This window comes from Amycolatopsis saalfeldensis, from assembly GCF_900110575.1.
GTDB lineage: Bacteria > Actinomycetota > Actinomycetes > Mycobacteriales > Pseudonocardiaceae > Amycolatopsis > Amycolatopsis saalfeldensis.
Genome location: NZ_FOEF01000002.1, coordinates 398,769 through 416,576 on the forward strand (window position 1 = coordinate 398,769; position 17,808 = coordinate 416,576).

Here is a 17,808-nt window from a genome sequence, read left to right on the forward strand (position 1 = left end):
CGTGTGACTCTTGTGGACAGTGGGGCTGCTGCTTACTGTGCACCCATGACCAACCGCGTTCGCACTGCTCACCGGGCCGCGGCGAGATGCCTGATCCTCGCCCTGGCCGTGCTCGGCATGCAGCTCGCCGTCACCGGCGCCGCGTCCGCGGACCCCAGCTCCAACGCGTGGGCCAAACTCCGCATGTGCGAGGCGAGCGGCCGCTACACCACCAACACCGGCAACGGCTACTACGGCGCCTACCAGTTCAATCTCGACACCTGGCGCAGCGTCGGCGGCCAGGGGCGCCCCGACCAGGCCAGCCCCCGCGAACAGGACTACCGCGCGCTCTACCTGTACCGCATGCGCGGCTGGCAGCCCTGGGAGTGCGCCGGCATGCTCAGCCTCGCGGCCGACAACGACGCCCGCAGCAAGCGCGTCCCCTCCTACGACGAATCCGCGTACATGGGCGGCGGTGGCCAGCCCGCCCCGCCCGCGCCTGCACCGAAGCCGACCCCGGCACCGCCGTCGGGCTCAATGCCCGCGTGGCCCGGCCTCGTCTACGCCTACGGTGACTGCGCGCCCGCCCTCAAGACCTTCCAGCTCCGCATGAACGCCTTCGGCTACGGCTTCACCGGCACCGGCTGCTACTACGACAAGACGCGCGACGCCGTCCTCGCCCTCCAGCGCGCCAACGGCATCAACGACTCCGGCCGCCTCGGCCCCAAGACCTGGAAAGCCGCCTGGGAAGGCAAACCGCCCCGCTGACCCGGCCGCCGCCGTCACTCGGCCGGCTGCCAAGCGCCCCGCTCCGACAGCACGTCACGCAGCAGGTCCGGCCGATCCGTGACGATCCCGTGCACACCGAGATCGAGCAGCTCCTGCATCTGCGCCGGATCGTCGATCGTCCAGGTGTGCACCTCGGCGCCCGCCCGCTCCGCCGCCCGCACGAACGACCGGTCCACCACCGTCAACGGCCCCTGCCGCACCGGCACCTGCGCCAGCCAGCCCCGCGCCAGCCGTCCCACCGGCAGGAGCGGCACCCACCCCTGAGCCCACAGCGCCAGCACCGACCCCGGCCCCATCGCCGTCAGCAGCTCCGGCCCCGCCGACCGCCGCAGCCGCGCCAGCCGCGAGTCCGAGAACGACGCCGCCGCGACCCGGCCGTGCGCGCCCGTCCGCTCCAGCACTCGCACGAACGGCTCGACCGCGCTGTTCGCCTTCACATCGACGTTGAAGCACGCCTCCGGCAGCTCCTCCAGCACGTCCTCCAACCGCGACAACGGCTCCCGCCCACCGACCTTCACGTTCTTCAGCTGCGCCCACGTCTGCGCCGCGATCTCCCCGCCGCCGTCCGTGGTCCGGTCCAGCGTGCCGTCGTGGTGCACCACGACGACCCCGTCCGACGTCGCGTGCACATCCGTCTCCACGTACCGGTAGCCCTCGGCCACCGCCCGCCGGAACGCCGGCAGCGAGTTCTCCATCCCGGCCAGGTCGCCGAGGTGCCAGCCGCGGTGGGCGAACGCCCGGGGGAGCGGGCCGGCCAGGTACGGGAACTGTGGTCGTCGCATACGACCAGTGTGCGCTTCCGGCATGGCCCCGGCATGAGCGAGCCATGGCCAGCTATGGTCTGCCGGGTGAGGGATCTGGCCGAACACGCCCCGCTGACCGGCGACGAGCTCGTCGTCCCGCGACGCCCGAGCGCGCCCAAGCACTGCGGCTGGTGCGGCCGCCGCCTCCCCGAAGGCGGCAACGTCGGCCGGCGCCGCCGCTACTGCGGGCAGTCCTGCCGCCAGCGCGCCTACGAACGCCGCACCGCCCTCCAGCGCAGCGGCCTGCCCGAAGACGCCGTCGTGCTGTCCGACACCGAAATCGCCGCGCTGCAGGACCGCCTCTTCCAGCTCCGCTGCGCCGCCGAGGACATCGTCACGGCCGCCGAGGACGGCGCCGCCGCGGGAGAGCTGCGCACACTCGCCCAAGAGATCGTGCACGCGGCCAAAGACCTCGAACAGCTCCGCTGACCCGCTCGGTAGCCGGCTGCGGGACTGACTCAGGGGCAGCCTGCTCGCGACACCCTCGCGGCTTGCCCGCCAAAGCAGCTCACTCCGGCGCGCCCAGCCCGTCCAGCGCGCGGTAGGTCCGGTTGCTCGCCGCGGCCGCCCGCTGCTCGCGCCCGGTCGCCTCGATGTAGTTCTGGCTCGTCGCCAGGCTCGCGTGGCCCAGCAGGTTCATGATCTCCGACGCCGTCGCGCCGTCCTCCGCCAGCCGCGTCGCGAAGGTGTGCCGCAGGGCGTGCAGATTCGCCCCCGTCGGCACCCGGTCGTGCAGGCCGGCCCAGCGGTAACACGACTTCACCAGGTACTCCAGCGCCCCGCGCCCGATCGGCTCGCCCGCGCGATCCCGCAGCAACGGCTCCGACGAGGAGAACCGCTGCCGGGGAAACCGCCGCCGGCACGACTCGACGTACGCCTCGATCAGCTTCGCCAGCACCGGCTGCACCGGGATCGACCGGTCACGGCTGCCCTTGCCGTGAACGTGCAGCCGCAGCTCGCCGGCGCGCCCCACGACCGACCGCGGGGCCAGCGCCCGCATCTCCGCCGCCCGGAGGCCCGCGACCAGCCCGAGCGCCAGCACCAGCACGTCCCGCTCCGGCCACGGATCCCGCGCCCGCCGCGCGCCATCGGCCGCCGCGGCGAGCAGCCGCTCCGGGGTTTCCTCTCCCCGCAACGGTTTCGGCGTGAGCGGGGGAGTCTTGGGCCGGGCGACCGCGCCCATCGGATTGCCGGCCAGCAGCCCGTCCGACACGCAGAAGGTGAGGAACTGGTTCCAGGTCGACCAGGCCCGTAGCACAGAGCTTTTCGCGTGCCCGTCGGCGAACGCGCCGAACGCCGCCCGCAGCACCGGCGCGGTGAGATGCTCGACGTCCAGCTCCTCTTCGGACCGGCCCGCCTCGGCCAGCAGGAGAGTGGTGATCCCGGCGAGGTCGCGCCGGTACGCGGCAGTGGTGTGCGGCGAATCCTTGCGCGGCCGCCGGGCCGCGAAGAAGGCTTGCTGCGCTTGGGAAACCTGCATCTGGATCTTGTACCGTACGACACCGACAATCTTCGCGGCCGGATGACTATCCAGACTCATGCATAATTGCTATTATGCATGAAACGACGATATCGGGCGCCTGTCGCTCCGGGGGACTCTCGATCCTGCCGTGCCGTTGCGAATGGCTCACCGAAGCCATTTCGGCGACCTCGAGGTGCCGTGGGCGACATGCGTTCATCTGTTCGAGTCATCACCGGCTGACTTCCCAGGCGCAGGGCCGGTCTACGTTGATCGACTTCGCCGGATGTTCTCCAGGTGCTCCGCCCGAACGTCCGGCCACTCGACATTGTTTCGTCACGGTGACGAAATGAATCGGGGTAACCGCACGTCGAAGGCGTCGAACTCGGGGATCTCTCGGCATCCCGCCGGAGAGGTCACCGATGCAGTCAACGGTCGGCAGCTGTGGTGCGGGACCCGACTCGACGACGTGTGTGGACCGCCCACCCGCAGTGGGCCACCGGGAAACCTGCTCAGATCGCTTCCTGGAGCCCCTCCGGTGCTTTCTTCAGGACGTTATCCAAGCGCCGATAATGTACATTATGTCAAGTTGAAGGCTGGGGCCACTCCGGAGAGACTCCTCCAATGGCCAACACCCACGACTGGTCCCGGACGGTGGACCTCGAGCATCTCGAGTCGATCCGCCGGCGCCCGGACGTCTTCGCTCCCGGCGGTGCGCGGCACCTGTTGCTGGAGGTTCTCGCTTATCCGTCCGAGGAAGCCGAAGACCTAGGTACAGGACGCGCGTTCGTCACCTTCCATCCCGACGGCTCGATCTCGGTGACCGATGAAGGCCGCGGCACCGTCACCCAGGTGGACGGTCAAGGCCGGGCGGTCCGGAAACCCGTGATGGCGACCCGGGATCTCCGGTTCTTCGACTCCCCCACGCCACCGCTGCTTCCCGACGGCCATCCGCGCCGGGGCATGTCAGTGGTCGCCGCGTTGAGCGTGTGGCTGGTGCACACCAATCGCCGGGGCGGTGCCGCGTGGACGCAGCGGTACGAGCGGGGTGTGCCCGTCACGGATCTCACTCCGGTTCCGGTGGTCGGCCCGGCCGGGACGACCGTCCGCTTTCTCCCGGATCCGGTCCTGGCGCCCGTGCGCGAGCTGGGACAGGCCGGCTTCGGGCCGCACCTGGCGTTGACCGAAGTTATGAATTAGTGGTTCACTTCTTGACGTGCCCTATCGACGGACCCCGAAGGTGCAGGAGCGGCTGGACGCGTTGCGTGACGCGATCGTCGTCGCTGCGATGGAGCAGCTTGCTGAGCACGGGTATGCGGGGTGTTCGGTAGCCGCGGTCGCGGAGCGGGCCGGGATCGCGGTCGGGACGGTGTACCGCCACTTCCCCACCAAGGCCGAGCTGGTCGTGCGGGTGTTCCGGCAGGTCGTGTCGCGTGAGGTCGAGGCGGTGCGCGCGGCCTCGGAGCAGCCCGGGGACGCCACGGAGCGGGTCGTCGCGGTGTTCGAGACGTTCGCTGCGCGGGCGTTGAAGGCACCGCGGTTGGCGTATGCGCTGCTTGCCGAGCCGGTGGACGCGTTGATTGACGCGGAGCGCCTGGAGTTCCGGCGGGCGTTCCGTGATGTCGTGGCGGGGCACGTCGCCGACGGTGTACGGGCGGGGGTGCTGCCCGCGCAGGACGCGAAGATCACCGCCGCCGCGTTGGTGGGGGCCGCGGCCGAGGTGCTGATCGGTCCGCTGACCAGTGGCGGGACCGCTGATGTCGTCGAGTTGCGCACGTTTGTCGTGCGGTCTTTGGGAGGTTCGGATGTCCGTCACGCATGAAGTCACCAACCAGGTGCCGCCGTTGGTCTACGACGTGGCGGACGATCCGGCGCTGCTGGCGGCCGTCGGGCGGGCGGAGGCCGGCTGGGCGGTGGACGAGCTGCACGAGCTGGGCCGGCTGGCCGGTGGTGAGCAGGCACAGGAGTGGGGCCGGCTCGTCAACGAGAACGAGCCGGTGCTGCGCACGCACGATCGGTACGGGCATCGGATCGACGAGGTCGAGTTCCACCCGCATTGGCATGACCTGATGCGGGTGGCGGTGTCGCATGGCCTGCAGGCGGCGCCGTGGCGGGACAGCCGGGTGGGGGCGCACGCCGCGCGGGCGGCGAAGCTGTACGTGTGGGGTCAGGTGGAGGCCGGGCACACCTGCCCGATCTCGATGACTTACGCCGCGGTGCCGGCGTTGCGGGCGACGCCGGAGCTGGCGGATCGGTTCGAGCCGTTGCTGGCGTCGACGGAGTACGACTTCGGGTTGCGCGAGCCGGGCACGAAGCGCGGGCTGATCGCGGGCATGTCGATGACCGAGAAGCAGGGTGGCTCGGACGTTCGCGCGAACACCACGACGGCGCGGCCGGCCGGTGACGGCAGCTATCGGCTGGTGGGCCACAAGTGGTTCACCTCGGCGCCGATGTCGGACGTGTTCCTGACGCTGGCGCAGGCGCCGGGCGGGTTGTCGTGTTTCCTGCTCCCCCGGGTGCTGCCCGACGGCAGCCGGAACCCGATCCGGCTGCAGCGGCTGAAGGACAAGCTGGGCAACCGGTCGAACGCGTCGTCGGAGATCGAGTACGAGGACGCGGCAGGCTGGCTGGTCGGCGAGGAGGGCCGCGGGGTCCGCACGATCATCGAGATGGTGAACAACACGCGGCTGGACTGCGCGCTGGGCAGTGCTTCGGGGATGCGGCTGGGCGCGGTGCGGGCGGTGCACCACGCGACGCACCGGCAGGCGTTCGGGAAGGCGCTGGTGGATCAGCCGTTGATGGCGAACGTGCTGGCCGACCTGGTGGTGGAGTCGGACGCGGCGGCGACGGTGGCGATGCGGCTGGCGGCGGCGGGCGACCGGACGGGTGACGAGCAGGAGCAGGCGTTCCGCCGGCTGGGGCTGGCGGTGACGAAGTACTGGGTGTGCAAGCGGGCGCCGGCGCACGCGGCGGAGGCGCTGGAGTGCTTTGGCGGCAACGGTTACGTCGAAGAGTCCGGGATGCCGCGGCTGTACCGGGAGGCGCCGCTGATGTCGATCTGGGAGGGCTCGGGCAACGTGGCGGCGCTGGACGCGTTGCGGGCGATGGCGCGGCAGCCGGAGTCGGTGGCGGCGTACTTCGCGGAGGTCGAGCTGGCTTCGGGCGCGGACGGGCGCCTGGACGACGCGGTTGGCCGGTTGAAGAAGGAACTGTCCGATGTGGACGGCATCGAGTTCCGGGCGCGGCGGGTGGTGGAGTCGATGGCGTTGGTGCTGCAGGGTTCCCTGCTGGTTCGGCACGGGGACCAGGCGGTGGCGGACGCGTTCTGCGCGTCGCGGTTCGGCGGTGACTGGGGGCTCGCGTTCGGCACGCTGCCGTCCGGCACGGACACGTCGGCGATCATCGAGCGGGCGCGGGTGTAGTTGCGGCGTTTCCCGGACGCGTTGGCGGGCAAGGGTTTAGGGTCTGCGGTCATGACCGTCTCCCCCGATGCCCAGCCTGCTTTCGTGTCCGCGACGCGGACTGCCTATGACACCGTCGCCGTGAGCTACGCCGAGGTCCTCGACGGTTTGCTCGCGGAGAGCACTTGGGACCGGGCGATGCTGAACGCGTTCGCCGAGCTGGTGGGCCCGGCCGGCCCGGTGGGTGACCTGGGGTGCGGGCCGGGGCGGATCGCGGGGTATCTCGCGTCGCTGGGGCTGGACGTGTTCGGGGTGGACCTGTCCCCCGCGATGGTGGAGGTCGCGCGCCGGGCGTACCCGGGGCTGAAGTTCGAGGTGGGTTCGCTGCTGGCGCTGGAGCTGGCGGACGAGTCGCTCGCGGGCGCGCTGGCGTGGTACTCGATCATCCACACGCCGCCGGCGCGGCTGCCGGAGGTGTTCGGGGAGCTGGCGCGGGTGCTGGTGCCGGGCGGGCGGCTGTTGCTGGCCTTCCAGGTGGGTGACGAGGTGCGGCACATCGAGCAGGGGTACGGCCACGACGGGCTTTCGCTCGACGCGTACCGGCTGCGGCCGGAGCTGATTGAGCAGCTGGCGGCGGACGCGGGGCTCACGATCGAGTCCCGCCTGGTCCGGGCGCCGGAGCCGCCGCACGAGAAGACGCCGCAGGCGTACTTGGTGGCGCGCAAGGGCTGACTTCCTCCGCCGCGGTCGGCAGCCGCAGCGCGTGCTCGGACGCGCTGCCCGGCATCGTCGGCCGGGGTGAGTGCCTGGTTGGTGACGGTGAGGTCGCCCTTGGCGCAGGTCGGCGTCGAGGCGCAGCATGGCGGCGGCCCAGTCCGTGTACAGCTCCCGGGCGTGCGGGTCGAGCCCGCGGAACGCAGGAATCGGTGCGGCCGTGGTCAAGGTGGCCCACTTCGTCCCCCTCAGCAGTGGCATCGACAGTCCGCGATTTGTCGGGACGGCCCTATACTCGGCTCCGATCAGCTATGACGACTTCAGCCGAGCCTTCGCCCGACGAGCTGCTTGACGTGTTCAAGGCACTCGCCAACCCCGTGCGTCTCCAGCTGCTCCAGTGGCTGCGGGAGCCCGAACGGAACTTCCCCATCGAGGACGGGATCGCCGACCCGTACGAGGTCGGGGTGTGCGTGAGCCACATCCAGGCCAAGACCGGGCTCGCGCAGTCCACGGTGTCGGCCTACCTGTCGGTGCTGCAGCGGGCGGGCCTGGTCCGCGCCACCCGGGTCGGGAAGTGGACGCACTACCGGCGCGACGAGGAGCGGATCTCCTGGATCGTGGCCGCGCTCGGCCACTCGCTCTGACCCTCGCCGAAGACTCATATCGAAGTTCTGCGATACTTCGATCCGTCGGGTCACCCACCGGGCTGGAGGAGACATGGGCGCGATCGGCGGAATGGACCTGGGGCGTTTCGGGATCTGGACGTTCGACTTCGAGGAGCAGCCGGCGAGCCGGATGCGGGACTCGATCCAGGAGCTGGAGGGCCTCGGCTGGCCGGCGTTCTGGATCCCGGAGCGGGACGGGCGCGAGGCGATGACCCACGCCGGGTTCCTGCTCTCGGCCACCGAGCGGATCCGGATCGTCAACGGCATCGCGAAGATCTGGTCACGCGAGCCGCGCTGGACCCAGGGCGCCGCCGTGCTGCTCGCGGACGCCTACCCCGGCCGGCACCTGGTCGGCCTCGGGGTCGGCGACGCGCGCCCCGGCGTGAAACCGCTGGAGGCGATGGCCGGATACCTCGCCGAGCTGGACGCCACGACCAGCGCCAACCCGCGCCCGGAAGCCCCGATGCGGCGGCTGCTCGCGGCGTACGGGCCGAAGATGCTGCAGCTGGCCGCCGACCGCGCCGACGGGGCGCACACCTATCACGTGACCGTGCGGCATACCGCCCAAGCCCGGGAAGTGCTGGGAGACAAGGCTTTCCTCGGCGTCGAGCACGCGGTGCTGTTCGAGACCGACCCGGACCGGGCGCGCGCGATCGCGCGGGAGCACCTGCACGTGTACTTCACCCAGCGGTACAACATCGCCAAGTTCCTGCGCCTGGGCTACACCGAGGCCGACCTCGACGGCGGCCGCGGCAGCGACCGGCTCGTCGACGACCTCGTCTTCTGGGGCGACCTCGACACGATCACCCGCAAGCTGAACGAGCACCTCGACGCCGGCGCCGACCACGTCGGCATCCAGGTGATCGGCACCGAGCCCGGCGGATCGGCGATGCCGCAGTGGCGCCGTCTCGCCGAAGCCCTCCTGCCCGGCTGATCGGCTCAACCGGCGTCGTAACGGTCGCGGGCGCTCTCGATCTCCCCATGGTGGTCCGTGACCCATTGGGCGAGCGCGTGGACGATGGCGCGCAGGCTCTCGCCCAATGGCGTCAGCTGGTACTCGACGCGCGGGGGCACCTCGGCGTAGACGGCCCGGGAGACCACCCCGTCGCGTTCCAGGTGGCGCAGAGTCAGGGTGAGCATGCGCTGGGAGACGCCCGGAACCCGCCGGTGCAGGGCGCAGAACCGCAAGGGGCCGCCGCTGAGGATGCCGATCACCAGGACCGACCACTTGTCGCCGATCCGGTCGAGGGTCTCCCGGAAGCTCCGGCCGTCGTCCGGCCAGCTCTCGCACGGGTGCGGAGTGGTGGCCTGGTCAGGATCAGCGGTGTGCTTTGCGTACATCAAAGTGCCTTTTGTGAGGTCATCGCCACATCCCTATGGTGGGGTTACGTACCGATCGTAACCAAGCCAAGGAGTGACATGCCGGTCCAGCGTCTCAACCACGCCGTGCTCCACGTCCGCGACGTCGCGCGCAGCGTCGCCTTCTACGCCGACCTGCTCGGCTTCCGCACCGTCTTCAGCCTCCACGCCGACGGCGACCAGGTGCCCGAGGGCGCGTTCCTGCAGGCCGAGGGCTCGACCAACGACCACGACCTGGCCTTCCTCCAGGTCGACGGCCCGGCTTCCCCGCAGGGGCCGAGCCGACGACCCGGGCTCGCGCACCTGGCCTGGGAGGTGGACACCCTGGCCGAGCTGAGGCGGATCCGCGGCAAGCTGGTGGAGACCGGCTCGCTGGCCAACGAGATCGACCACGGCACCACGAAGTCGCTGTACGTCAACGACCCGGACGGCCTGGAGTTCGAAGTGTGCTGGCTGGTGCCCGCCGACCGGACCGACGGGGTGGAGCGCGAGGCCTTCACCCCGCTCGACCTCGACGCGGTCATCGCCCAATACGGCGCCGACCTCCCCGGCGGGACCGGCGTGTCCGCTCCGGCCCGTCGGTGAACGCCGTCCATGGCTGACGACACTGGCCCACTGGTGATCATGGGCGGAGAACCGGACGGCTACTGCGACCCGGACACGGGGGCCTGCATCCTGCCCGGCTCCGGCCAGAGCGCCGACGAGTCGGCCGGGCCCTCGCCGCACTGATCAACGGCGGGCAGCCCCGTCGGCTCGAAGCACCCACGGCGGGCCTCCGCCGATCCTGTACCTACTAGTATGTACGAGACGAAACGGAGGCCCGCCTTGCACGCCATGCACTACGAGATCACCCTGCCCGCCGACTACGACATGGAGGTGATCCACCACCGGGTGCGGACCCGGGGGCCGCTGCTGGACCACCTGCCGGGCCTCGGGCTCAAGGCCTACGGGGTGCGGGAGCGCGGCGTCGACGGGTCGGAGCTGAACCAGTACTCCCCCTTCTACCTCTGGCACGACCCCGCCGGCATGCACGCTTTCCTTTGGGAGGGCGGGTTCCGCGGCATCATCGACGACTTCGGCCGTCCGCCGGTGCAGCACTGGACCGTGCTGGCGTTCGAGCCAGGGCCCGCGTTCGGCACCACGCCGCGCGCGGCCGGGAAGCGCACCGAGCTGGTCCCCCGCGAGACGCGGCCTGCGGACGTCGTCCGGCCGGAGCTCGAGGCGTTGCGTGATCATGCGCGACGCGACGGCGTGCACTCCACGGCCCTGGTCATCGACCCGCGTGCGTGGGAGCTGGTGCGGTACACGCTGTGGCAGGACACCGCGCCGGCCGAGGACCCGGTGCGGTACCGCGTCGGGCACGTTTCGGCGCCGGAACTGGCCGCGCTGGAGCATGGTCAACAGTGGTGAAGTCTCCTACGGTGGCCAGTACGGCCGAAGGAGGACGATGACACGCTTGCACGATCGCCGGATCCTGGTCACCGGTGCCGGTTCGGGCATCGGCCGGGCCACCACGCTGCGGCTGCTTTCGGAGGGCGCGCGGGTCGTGGCCACCGACATCGCCGTGGACGGCCTCGCGGGCACCGCCGAACTCGCCGATTCCGAGCCTGAGTCCAAGGCGGGCCTGAAGACCTTGCCGATGGACGTCGGCGACGAGCAGTCCGTCGCCGACGTCACCGGGGAGGCGATAGCGCACCTCGGCGGGCTCGACGCGCTCGTCAACGCCGCCGGCATCCTGCGGGCCTCGCACACCCACGAGACGTCGCTGGAGTTCTGGAACCGGATCATCGCGGTCAACCTCACCGGCACGTTCCTCGTGACCCGGGAAGCGCTGCCCGCGCTGATCGCCGCCGGCAGGAGCGTGGTGGTGAACTTCAGCTCCACCTCGGCCAGCTTCGCCCACCCGTACATGGCGGCCTACTCCGCCAGCAAGGGCGGCATCCAAGCACTCACGCACTCCTTGGCGCTGGAGTACGCCAAACAGGGCGTACGCGTGGTCAGCGTCGCGCCGGGCAGCGTCAAGAGCGGCATCACCGACAGCGCCGCCACCTGGATGCCCCAGGACGTCGACTGGACGCTGTTCGGCCGGCTGCTGCCGATCCTGCCCACCGACGTCACCGCCGACATCGGCGCGCCGATGGCCAGGCCGGAGGCAGTCGCGGGCGTCGTCGCCATGCTGGTGTCGGACGACGGGGAGTTCATCACCGGCACCGAGATCCGGATCGACGGCGGCACCCACACCTGACCCGGTCAGCCGGCCAGCGCCGTGCCGTCCGCCTCGCGGGCAACCGCCAGCATGGTGTCCTCGGCGCGGCTCACCAGGTGGGCCGCCTCCCCCAGCCACTGCCGGGCGCCGGGTGAATCGGCCATCCGCGAATAGCCGCTCATGAACGGTTGCCCGTGCCCCGCATCCCGGCCAGGTGCCAGGTCCGTTGGACGGCGAGGCCGTCCACCGGGAGGACGGCGAACGAGAACACGTCGTCCACCAGCAGCCCGAGCACCGCCCACTCGGCGTCCTCGCAGCCGGACACCATCGGCCAGCGGCCGCGGATCCGCACTCCGCCGGACTCCCGCACGCCCCGGCCCGCCGGGATGCCCGATCTGAAGCACAACGCGTGCGGGTCGGCGAAGACCTCCCGCGTCCCGACGCCGCAGCCGGCGGCGATGTCCGGGCGACATCGTGCTCACCTCGGCCGGTGCCCAGCACGGGCTCGCCCGCGCCCGGGCCGTGCGACTTCGAGTTCCTCTGCGGCTCCTACCGGATGGAGCACGGCCCCGTGCCGCAGTACCTCCGCGTGCTGCCCGGCCTCATCGCCGTCTCCCCGGGCTACGAGCGCCGGCCGAACTGCTCAAGGCCGAGGTGGGCCGGGACCGGCCGGGCGGCGGGGCGACGCTGCGGTCATTGCTGGACCTGGTGCTGGTCCAGGTACTGCGGCAGTGGCACGAGACGCTCCCGGCCGCCGGCGATCGCCGCCGCACTGCGGCAGATCCACGAACACCCGGAGCACCCGTGGACCGTCGCCGGGCTCGGCGAACTCGCCGGGCTGCCGCGGACCGCGTGCACCCGGCGGTTCACCGAGCTGGTCGGCCAATCCCCGATGCGGTACCTGACCGGCTGGCGGCTCGGGCGCGGCGCGCGGCTGCTGCGGGAGACCGACGCGTCGCTGGCCACGATCGCCCGCCAGGTCGGGTACTCGACCGAATTCGCCTTCGCCGGCGCGTTCCGCCGTGAGTACGGCGTCGCCCCGGGCCGGTTCCGTCACGCGCCGTCCGCGTCTTGATCAGCGGCGTGGCACCGGCGTGAACTCCGCGAGGTCCGGCAGCGGCGGCACCGGGCGGGCGTAGGCGTCCGCGGCGAGCATCCCCTCCGGCGGGCGCGACGTCCGCCGGCCCAGTTCGTCGAGCACCTCGCGTTCCGTGCGGCCCCGCATCAGCAGTAGCACGAACGGGTCGGCGTCGAGCAGCCACGACACCTGGAACGAGAGCGCCGCGGCGTGCCGGCAGGGCAGCTCCCAGCCGGGGCAGTCGCACTCCGGGTCGAGGTCGCCGATGCCGGGCAGCAGGCCCACGTCGTCGGCCAGCTCCGGCGGCAGGTCGCGGTCCAGCAGCGCGGCCAGGTGGGCCGCCCGGTCCGCGGCGCGGCCGAGCAGCAGCTCCCAGTCCGTTGTGGACAGTTCGGCCAGGCGCAGGGCGGTGCGGTACGGGCCGCCGCCGGTGTCGTCCACCGTCGCCGCGATCCGGCCGGGGCTCACCGCGATCGGGCCGACCAGTCCCGCCACCGCGTACCCCCGCCCGCGGCGCAGCTGCCGCTGGTCCAGCGCCGTGTCCTCCATCGCCTGCAGCCACGCGCGGCCCCACCAGGAACGCGCGAACGGACCCCGTCCGGGACGTGCCGGAAACGCGGGGAAGCCCCGCACCCGCTCGGTCATCCGTGCCTCCTCAGCTGCACCAGCTCCGCCAGCTCGTCGTCGGACAGCTCCGTGAACGCCGCTTCTCCCCCGGTGAGCACCGCGTCGGCCAGCGCCCGTTTCTCCCGCAGCATCACCGCGATCCGGTCCTCGACGGTCCCCTCCGCGACGAGCCGGTGCACCTGCACCGGCCGGGTCTGCCCGATCCGGTACGCCCGGTCGGTCGCCTGGTCCTCGACCGCCGGGTTCCACCAGCGGTCGTAGTGCACGACGTGGTCGGCGCGCGTGAGCGTCAGCCCGGTCCCGGCCGCCTTGAGCGAGAGCAGGAACACCGGCACCGCCCCGTCCTGGAAGCGGCGCACCAGCTCCTCCCGCTGCCGCACCGGTGTTCCGCCGTGCAGCAGCTGTGCGCCGATCCCGCGCGCGGCGAGGTGGCGCTCCAGCAGGCGGGCCATGACCACGTACTGGGTGAAGACCAGCACCGCGCCGTCTTCGGCGAGGATGGTGTCCAGCAGCTCGTCGAGCAGCTCGAGCTTCCCCGACCGGCCGGACAGCGGCGTGTCGCCGTCTTCGCGGAGGTACTGCGCCGGGTGGTTGCAGATCTGCTTGAGCGCGGTGAGCAGCTTGACGATCCGGCCCCGTCGCGCCATCCCGTCGGCCGCGCCCACCTCCGCCATCAGCTCCCGCACCGCCGCCTCGTAGAGCGCGGCCTGCTCGGTGGTCAGCGACACCGGCCGGTCGGTCTCCGTCTTGGCCGGCAGCTCGGGCGCGATTCCCGGGTCGGACTTGCGCCGCCGCAACAGGAACGGCCGCAGCAGCCGGCCGAGCCGCTCCGCTGCCGCCGGGTCCGCGCCGGACTCGACGCGTTTCGCCCACCGTTCGCGGAATTCCGCGTGCGAGCCGAGCAGGCCCGGTGTCGTCCAGTCGAGGATCGCCCACAGCTCCGACAGCGTGTTCTCCACCGGGGTGCCGGTCAGCGCGACGCGAGCCGAGGACCTCAGCTGCCGCAACGTTTTCGCCGTCTCGGAGCGGTGGTTCTTCACGTGCTGGGCCTCGTCGGCCACCAGCAGGTCCCACTCGATCGCGGCGAGCGGTTCCGGGTCCGCGCGCAGGGTGCCGTACGTGGTCAGGACAAAGCCGTCGAGGTCGTCCAGCGACCGCTCGCCGCCGTGGAACCGGCGCACGTCGGCACCGGGCGCGAACCGGTGGATCTCCGCCTCCCACGTGCCCAGCAGCGACGCGGGGCAGACCACCAGCGTCGGGCCGCCGCCGCGGTGCAGGTGCAGCGCGATGAGCGTGACGGTCTTGCCGAGCCCCATGTCGTCGGCGAGGCAGCCGCCCAGCCCGAGCGCGGTCACGGTGCTCAGCCAGCGCAGGCCGCGCAGCTGGTAGTCGCGCAGCGTCGCGACCAGCCCCGGTGGCTGCTCCCCCGGCTCGGGAACCCGGGAAAGCCGTTCCCGCACCGTCTCCAGCCAGCCGCCGGTGACCACTTCCACCGGCTCGCCGTCGACTTCCGTGGTCCCGGCCAGCACCGCGCCGAGCGCGTCGACGGCGGTCAGCGGCTTCAGCGTCCGCTGCCGGGCCCGGTCCGCCGACGCCGGGTCGAGCAGCACCCAGCGGTCCCGCAACCGGACCACCGGACGTCGCGCCTCGGCCAGCTCGTCCAGCTCCGCCGCGCTCAGCACCGCGCCGCCGAGCGCGAGCTGCCAGTCGAACTCCAGCACCCGGCCGCCGCCGAAGAACGACGGCACGTCGCCGGGCTCGTCCCCGGCCGCCACCACGGCGCGCGCGGTCAGGCCCGTCAGCTCGGCCGGCCAGTGCACGCTGATACCCGCTTCGGCGAGGCGTCCCGCGCCGGCGGACAGCAGCTCGCCCACTTCTTCGTCCCCGAGCGGCAATTCGGACGGCACCGCTGCCGACAGCAACGGTGCCAGCGGCGGCCACGCCTCCGCGGCCCGGCGCAGCGCCAGCACTACCTCGTGGCGTGCCTCCTGGTCCCCCGACTCCCACAGCCGCGCGGCGTCCACCAGCGGCTCCGCCCCGCCGTGCACCTGCACGACCGCGCGGAACCGGCCGCCGGCCAGGTCGTCCGCCTCCACCCGCAGCGACACCCGGACCGCCAGGCCCGCGACGTCGCCTAAAAACCGCAGCAGCAACGGGTACGGCTCGGGCAGGCGGGTGTCGTCGCCCGGCACCGGGGCGGCGTGGGCGTGCGGTGGCATCGCTTCGGCCAGCCGGCGCAGCCAGCGGTCCTCGGCCGGCTCCAGCGGGCCCGTCCACCCGGCTTCGCGCAGCCGTATGCCGGCTTCCGCCGCCACGGCCCAGAAAACCGCGGACGGGTCGTTCTCCGGTGGGTTCGCCAGCAGCACCGGCACCGCGTCGGCGACGGGCAGCCGGCGTGCGGGCACCTCGCGGACGCCGTCCGCCAGCACCAGCCGCACCGTCCCGGCGGCGCCGGGACCACCGGGGTCACCACCGTCCGGATCCCAGAAAACGACCTGGCCAGGCTCCACGATCACGGCCTTCAGCTGCCCACCCCCGTAGTTTCCGCACGTTGTACTATGACGATACCAGAACTCTGTACAGCGTACGAGGAAGCGGCGGGCAGAATGTCCGGGATGAGCACGGAGTACACCGGCGCCGGCGACCCGCGGCGGGCCATCGAGCTGCTCTGGGGCGTGCCCGGCCCGCCGCGGCGCGGCCCCAAGCCCAAGCTCACGGTCGCCGACGTCGTCACCGCCGCCATCCGGCTGGCCGACTCCGACGACCTGGAGGCGGTCACCATGCGCCGGGTCGCCGAAGACCTCGGCGTCGCCCCGATGTCGCTCTACACCTACGTGCCCAGCCACTCCGAGCTGGTCGACCTGATGCTCGACCGCGCCCACGGCGAGCTGGCCGACGAGCTGCCCGCCACCGGCTGGCGGGACGCGGTCACCGCCGTCGCCGAGGACCTCTGGCAGCTCTACCACCGGCATCCGTGGCTGCTGCAGGTCACCACCGGCCGCCCGCCGCTCGGGCCGAACACCTTCGCCAAGTACGAACGCGAGCTGACCGCCCTCGACGGGCTCGGCCTCGGCGACCTCGAACTCGACGCCGTGGTCAGCCTGCTCACCGGGTTCGTCCGCGGCGCCGCCCGCGGTTCGGTCGACGCCGCGCGCGTGGTCCGCCGCAGCGGTCTCACCGACGTCCAATGGTGGGAGCGCAGCGCCCCGGTACTGGCCGGAATCCCCGCCGCCGACCCGGCGAACTACCCGCGCGCGAGCCGCGTCGGCACCTCCGCCGGCCAGGCCTACGGCGCCGCGGACAACCCCGAGCACCACTTCCGGTTCGGCCTCGCCCGCATCCTCGACGGCGTCGGGCAGCTCGTCTCACGGGGCTGACGAGCGGAAACTGTCGGTGCCCCGGGTTAGGTTCACTGCGGGTGGCGGCACGGGTCGTCGCCGGAGGGAGCAGTGGTGGAAGTGGACGGACGCACGGCCGAGGCCGCTGTCGCCCAGGCGTTCCGGGAGGAGCGGGCCCTGGTCGTGGCCACGCTCATCCGGGTCACCGGCGACTGGGACCTCGCCGAGGAGTGCGTCCAGGACGCCTTCGCCCTCGCCGTGCGCACCTGGCCACGCGACGGCGTCCCCGCCCGTCCCGGCGCGTGGCTCACCACCACCGCGCGCAACCGCGCCATCGACCGGATCCGGCGCGAAACGGTGGGGGCCGGCAAGCTCCGGGAGGCCGCGCGCCTGATCGTCCCCGAAGAACCCGGGAACACCGACGAGAGCGGCGTGCCGGACGACCGGCTGCGGCTGATCTTCACCTGCTGCCACCCGGCGCTGGCCGTCGAAGCCCAGGTCGCGCTCGCGCTGCGGACCCTCGCCGGGCTCAGCACGGCGGAGATCGCCCGCGCGTTCCTCGTGCCCGAGCCGACCATGTCCCAGCGGCTGGTCCGGGTGAAACGCAAGATCCGCACCGCGGGCATCCCCTACCGCGTCCCGCCCGCGCACCTGCTGCCCGAGCGCCTGGCCGCCGTGCTCGGCGTGCTCTACCTCCTGTTCAACGAGGGCTACACGGCCAGCGCGGGCCCGGATCTGCAACGCCCGGACCTCGCGGCCGAGGCCATCCGCCTCGCCCGGGTGCTCGCCTCGCTCATGCCCGACGAAACCGAGGTCGCCGGGCTGTTCGCCCTCATGCTCTTGCAGCACGCCCGGCGCGACACCCGCGTCACGTCCGACGGCGACCTGGTCCCGCTCGACGAGCAGGACCGCACCCGCTGGGACACCGCCGCGATCACCGAAGGCACCGCGCTTCTGGAAGCCGCCCTGCGCCGCGGCGAGCCCGGGCGTTACCAGATCCAGGCCGCCATCGCCGCCTGCCACACCCCTGAAGGCAGCGACTGGCCGCAGATCGCCGGGCTGTACGGCGAGCTGCTCAAACACCTGCCGACGCCGGTGGTCGAGCTCAACCGTGCCGTCGCCGTCGGCATGGCCGCCGGCCCCGCGGCCGGGCTCGCACTGGCCGACGAGCTGACCGCCCGCGGCGACCTGGCCGGCTACCACCTGCTGCCTGCCACTCGCGCCGATTTCCTGCGCCGTCTCGGGCGCACCGTCGAAGCGCGCGCGGCATACACCGAAGCACTGGCGCTGGCCGGCACCGGAGCCGAGCGCGCCTACCTCACCCGGCGGATCTCGGAACTGCCCGGCGCCGGGGTGTCGGTCCCGGCGCCCGCCGTTCGTCGGCTGGGCG

The 17,808-nt window shown here is 72.3% G+C and carries 21 protein-coding genes and 2 pseudogenes; 16 read left to right on the plus strand and 7 right to left on the minus strand.

The features are described from left to right. Nucleotides 1–45: 45 nt before the first annotated feature. Nucleotides 46–747 carry a transglycosylase family protein gene (locus tag BMY97_RS05940; protein WP_091613657.1) on the plus strand — a complete coding sequence of 234 codons (702 nt, stop codon included), beginning with the start codon at nucleotides 46–48 and terminating at the stop codon, nucleotides 745–747. A gap of 14 nt (nucleotides 748–761) precedes the next feature. Here the strand turns inward: BMY97_RS05940 and BMY97_RS05945 are convergent, their stop codons facing one another. Then, complete coding sequence (locus BMY97_RS05945; protein ID WP_091613659.1) at nucleotides 762–1,550, minus strand: glycerophosphodiester phosphodiesterase family protein; 789 nt, start codon at nucleotides 1,548–1,550, stop codon at nucleotides 762–764. 66 nt (nucleotides 1,551–1,616) lie between these two features. On the opposite strand from BMY97_RS05945, the gene BMY97_RS05950 reads away from it, so the two are divergent. Then, nucleotides 1,617–2,000, plus strand: coding sequence for a hypothetical protein (locus BMY97_RS05950; protein ID WP_091614581.1), 384 nt, complete (start codon nucleotides 1,617–1,619; stop codon nucleotides 1,998–2,000). Nucleotides 2,001–2,079: 79 nt separating this feature from the next. On the opposite strand, the gene BMY97_RS05955 is transcribed toward BMY97_RS05950, so the two are convergent. Further along, nucleotides 2,080–3,051: a tyrosine-type recombinase/integrase gene (locus BMY97_RS05955; protein WP_177231201.1), complete on the minus strand. Its 972-nt coding sequence runs from the start codon at nucleotides 3,049–3,051 to the stop codon at nucleotides 2,080–2,082. 603 nt (nucleotides 3,052–3,654) lie between these two features. Here BMY97_RS05955 and BMY97_RS05960 point away from each other — a divergent pair. From BMY97_RS05960 to BMY97_RS05985, 6 genes are all read left to right on the plus strand, one after another. After that, nucleotides 3,655–4,230 carry an ATP-binding protein gene (locus BMY97_RS05960; RefSeq protein ID WP_091613665.1) on the plus strand — a complete coding sequence of 192 codons (576 nt, stop codon included), beginning with the start codon at nucleotides 3,655–3,657 and terminating at the stop codon, nucleotides 4,228–4,230. 16 nt (nucleotides 4,231–4,246) lie between these two features. Then, nucleotides 4,247–4,852: a TetR/AcrR family transcriptional regulator gene (locus tag BMY97_RS05965; protein WP_091613667.1), complete on the plus strand. Its 606-nt coding sequence runs from the start codon at nucleotides 4,247–4,249 to the stop codon at nucleotides 4,850–4,852. Further along, the gene (locus tag BMY97_RS05970; RefSeq protein WP_091613670.1) at nucleotides 4,836–6,452 is read left to right on the plus strand and encodes an acyl-CoA dehydrogenase family protein; all 1,617 of its coding nucleotides are present in this window, start codon (nucleotides 4,836–4,838) and stop codon (nucleotides 6,450–6,452) included. Before BMY97_RS05965 ends, BMY97_RS05970 begins: the two co-directional genes overlap by 17 nt. Before the next feature lie 51 nt (nucleotides 6,453–6,503). After that, a complete protein-coding gene (locus BMY97_RS05975) occupies nucleotides 6,504–7,163 on the plus strand; it encodes a class I SAM-dependent DNA methyltransferase (RefSeq protein ID WP_091613672.1) in 660 nt (219 codons plus the stop codon). A 293-nt stretch (nucleotides 7,164–7,456) separates the two neighbouring features. Next, nucleotides 7,457–7,789, plus strand: a complete 333-nt coding sequence (locus tag BMY97_RS05980) for an ArsR/SmtB family transcription factor (RefSeq protein WP_091613675.1) — start codon at nucleotides 7,457–7,459, stop codon at nucleotides 7,787–7,789. A 91-nt stretch (nucleotides 7,790–7,880) separates the two neighbouring features. Next, on the plus strand, nucleotides 7,881–8,744 hold the full coding sequence (locus BMY97_RS05985; RefSeq protein WP_091614582.1) for a TIGR03620 family F420-dependent LLM class oxidoreductase: 864 nt from the start codon (nucleotides 7,881–7,883) through the stop codon (nucleotides 8,742–8,744). Between the two features lie 5 nt (nucleotides 8,745–8,749). Here the strand turns inward: BMY97_RS05985 and BMY97_RS05990 are convergent, their stop codons facing one another. Next, on the minus strand, nucleotides 8,750–9,151 hold the full coding sequence (locus BMY97_RS05990; protein WP_091613677.1) for a winged helix-turn-helix transcriptional regulator: 402 nt from the start codon (nucleotides 9,149–9,151) through the stop codon (nucleotides 8,750–8,752). Nucleotides 9,152–9,229: 78 nt separating this feature from the next. Between BMY97_RS05990 and BMY97_RS05995 the strand changes: the two genes are divergently transcribed. From BMY97_RS05995 to BMY97_RS06005, 4 genes are all read left to right on the plus strand, one after another. Further along, a complete protein-coding gene (locus BMY97_RS05995) occupies nucleotides 9,230–9,754 on the plus strand; it encodes a VOC family protein (protein ID WP_091613680.1) in 525 nt (174 codons plus the stop codon). Nucleotides 9,755–9,763: 9 nt separating this feature from the next. After that, complete coding sequence (locus BMY97_RS49045; RefSeq protein ID WP_281246881.1) at nucleotides 9,764–9,898, plus strand: hypothetical protein; 135 nt, start codon at nucleotides 9,764–9,766, stop codon at nucleotides 9,896–9,898. Between the two features lie 69 nt (nucleotides 9,899–9,967). Further along, entirely contained in the window at nucleotides 9,968–10,579 is a 612-nt protein-coding gene (locus tag BMY97_RS06000) for a DUF4865 family protein (protein WP_245787174.1), read from the plus strand. 37 nt (nucleotides 10,580–10,616) lie between these two features. Continuing rightward, entirely contained in the window at nucleotides 10,617–11,414 is a 798-nt protein-coding gene (locus BMY97_RS06005) for an SDR family NAD(P)-dependent oxidoreductase (RefSeq protein ID WP_091613687.1), read from the plus strand. 5 nt (nucleotides 11,415–11,419) lie between these two features. Here BMY97_RS06005 and BMY97_RS46855 read toward each other — a convergent pair whose 3' ends face one another. Both BMY97_RS46855 and BMY97_RS46860 read right to left on the minus strand, forming a co-directional pair. Then, nucleotides 11,420–11,557: a hypothetical protein gene (locus BMY97_RS46855; RefSeq protein ID WP_177231202.1), complete on the minus strand. Its 138-nt coding sequence runs from the start codon at nucleotides 11,555–11,557 to the stop codon at nucleotides 11,420–11,422. Continuing rightward, a complete protein-coding gene (locus tag BMY97_RS46860) occupies nucleotides 11,554–11,781 on the minus strand; it encodes a hypothetical protein (RefSeq protein WP_177231184.1) in 228 nt (75 codons plus the stop codon). The genes BMY97_RS46855 and BMY97_RS46860 overlap by 4 nt, the downstream gene beginning before the upstream one ends. A gap of 68 nt (nucleotides 11,782–11,849) precedes the next feature. On the opposite strand from BMY97_RS46860, the pseudogene BMY97_RS49325 reads away from it, so the two are divergent. Together BMY97_RS49325 and BMY97_RS49330 are read left to right on the plus strand one after the other, a co-directional pair. Beyond that, nucleotides 11,850–12,053, plus strand: a pseudogene (locus BMY97_RS49325) (hypothetical protein); the annotation flags it as partial. Next, on the plus strand, nucleotides 11,965–12,450 hold the full coding sequence (locus BMY97_RS49330) for a helix-turn-helix transcriptional regulator (RefSeq protein ID WP_342744006.1): 486 nt from the start codon (nucleotides 11,965–11,967) through the stop codon (nucleotides 12,448–12,450). The pseudogene BMY97_RS49325 and the gene BMY97_RS49330, both read left to right, overlap by 89 nt. On the opposite strand, the gene BMY97_RS06015 is transcribed toward BMY97_RS49330, so the two are convergent. Continuing rightward, nucleotides 12,451–13,098: an SWIM zinc finger family protein gene (locus BMY97_RS06015; protein WP_091613689.1), complete on the minus strand. Its 648-nt coding sequence runs from the start codon at nucleotides 13,096–13,098 to the stop codon at nucleotides 12,451–12,453. It lies immediately after the preceding gene. Continuing rightward, on the minus strand, nucleotides 13,095–15,593 hold the full coding sequence (locus BMY97_RS06020; protein WP_091614585.1) for a DEAD/DEAH box helicase: 2,499 nt from the start codon (nucleotides 15,591–15,593) through the stop codon (nucleotides 13,095–13,097). Before BMY97_RS06020 ends, BMY97_RS06015 begins: the two co-directional genes overlap by 4 nt. Before the next feature lie 93 nt (nucleotides 15,594–15,686). Between BMY97_RS06020 and BMY97_RS06025 the strand changes: the two genes are divergently transcribed. Both BMY97_RS06025 and BMY97_RS48225 read left to right on the plus strand, forming a co-directional pair. Then, nucleotides 15,687–16,457, plus strand: coding sequence for a TetR/AcrR family transcriptional regulator (locus tag BMY97_RS06025; RefSeq protein ID WP_091613692.1), 771 nt, complete (start codon nucleotides 15,687–15,689; stop codon nucleotides 16,455–16,457). 81 nt (nucleotides 16,458–16,538) lie between these two features. Continuing rightward, a pseudogene (locus BMY97_RS48225) lies at nucleotides 16,539–17,759 on the plus strand (RNA polymerase sigma factor); the annotation flags it as partial. Nucleotides 17,760–17,808 lie beyond the last annotated feature (49 nt).

Excerpts from the sequence above, each read along its gene's own strand:
- BMY97_RS05995 (WP_091613680.1), top strand. The coding sequence starts at position 9,230 with ATGCCGGTCCAGCGTCTCAACCACGCCGTGCTCCACGTCCGCGACGTC.
- BMY97_RS05990 (WP_091613677.1), bottom strand. The coding sequence starts at position 9,151 with ATGTACGCAAAGCACACCGCTGATCCTGACCAGGCCACCACTCCGCAC.
- BMY97_RS06025 (WP_091613692.1), top strand. The coding sequence starts at position 15,687 with ATGTCCGGGATGAGCACGGAGTACACCGGCGCCGGCGACCCGCGGCGG.
- BMY97_RS05975 (WP_091613672.1), top strand. The coding sequence starts at position 6,504 with ATGACCGTCTCCCCCGATGCCCAGCCTGCTTTCGTGTCCGCGACGCGG.
- BMY97_RS05945 (WP_091613659.1), bottom strand. The coding sequence starts at position 1,550 with ATGCGACGACCACAGTTCCCGTACCTGGCCGGCCCGCTCCCCCGGGCG.
- BMY97_RS46855 (WP_177231202.1), bottom strand. The coding sequence starts at position 11,557 with ATGAGCGGCTATTCGCGGATGGCCGATTCACCCGGCGCCCGGCAGTGG.
- BMY97_RS06005 (WP_091613687.1), top strand. The coding sequence starts at position 10,617 with ATGACACGCTTGCACGATCGCCGGATCCTGGTCACCGGTGCCGGTTCG.
- BMY97_RS06015 (WP_091613689.1), bottom strand. The coding sequence starts at position 13,098 with ATGACCGAGCGGGTGCGGGGCTTCCCCGCGTTTCCGGCACGTCCCGGA.
- BMY97_RS05940 (WP_091613657.1), top strand. The coding sequence starts at position 46 with ATGACCAACCGCGTTCGCACTGCTCACCGGGCCGCGGCGAGATGCCTG.
- BMY97_RS06000 (WP_245787174.1), top strand. The coding sequence starts at position 9,968 with ATGTACGAGACGAAACGGAGGCCCGCCTTGCACGCCATGCACTACGAG.
- BMY97_RS05980 (WP_091613675.1), top strand. The coding sequence starts at position 7,457 with ATGACGACTTCAGCCGAGCCTTCGCCCGACGAGCTGCTTGACGTGTTC.
- BMY97_RS49045 (WP_281246881.1), top strand. The coding sequence starts at position 9,764 with ATGGCTGACGACACTGGCCCACTGGTGATCATGGGCGGAGAACCGGAC.
- BMY97_RS05955 (WP_177231201.1), bottom strand. The coding sequence starts at position 3,051 with ATGCAGGTTTCCCAAGCGCAGCAAGCCTTCTTCGCGGCCCGGCGGCCG.
- BMY97_RS05970 (WP_091613670.1), top strand. The coding sequence starts at position 4,836 with ATGTCCGTCACGCATGAAGTCACCAACCAGGTGCCGCCGTTGGTCTAC.
- BMY97_RS05985 (WP_091614582.1), top strand. The coding sequence starts at position 7,881 with ATGGACCTGGGGCGTTTCGGGATCTGGACGTTCGACTTCGAGGAGCAG.
- BMY97_RS05960 (WP_091613665.1), top strand. The coding sequence starts at position 3,655 with ATGGCCAACACCCACGACTGGTCCCGGACGGTGGACCTCGAGCATCTC.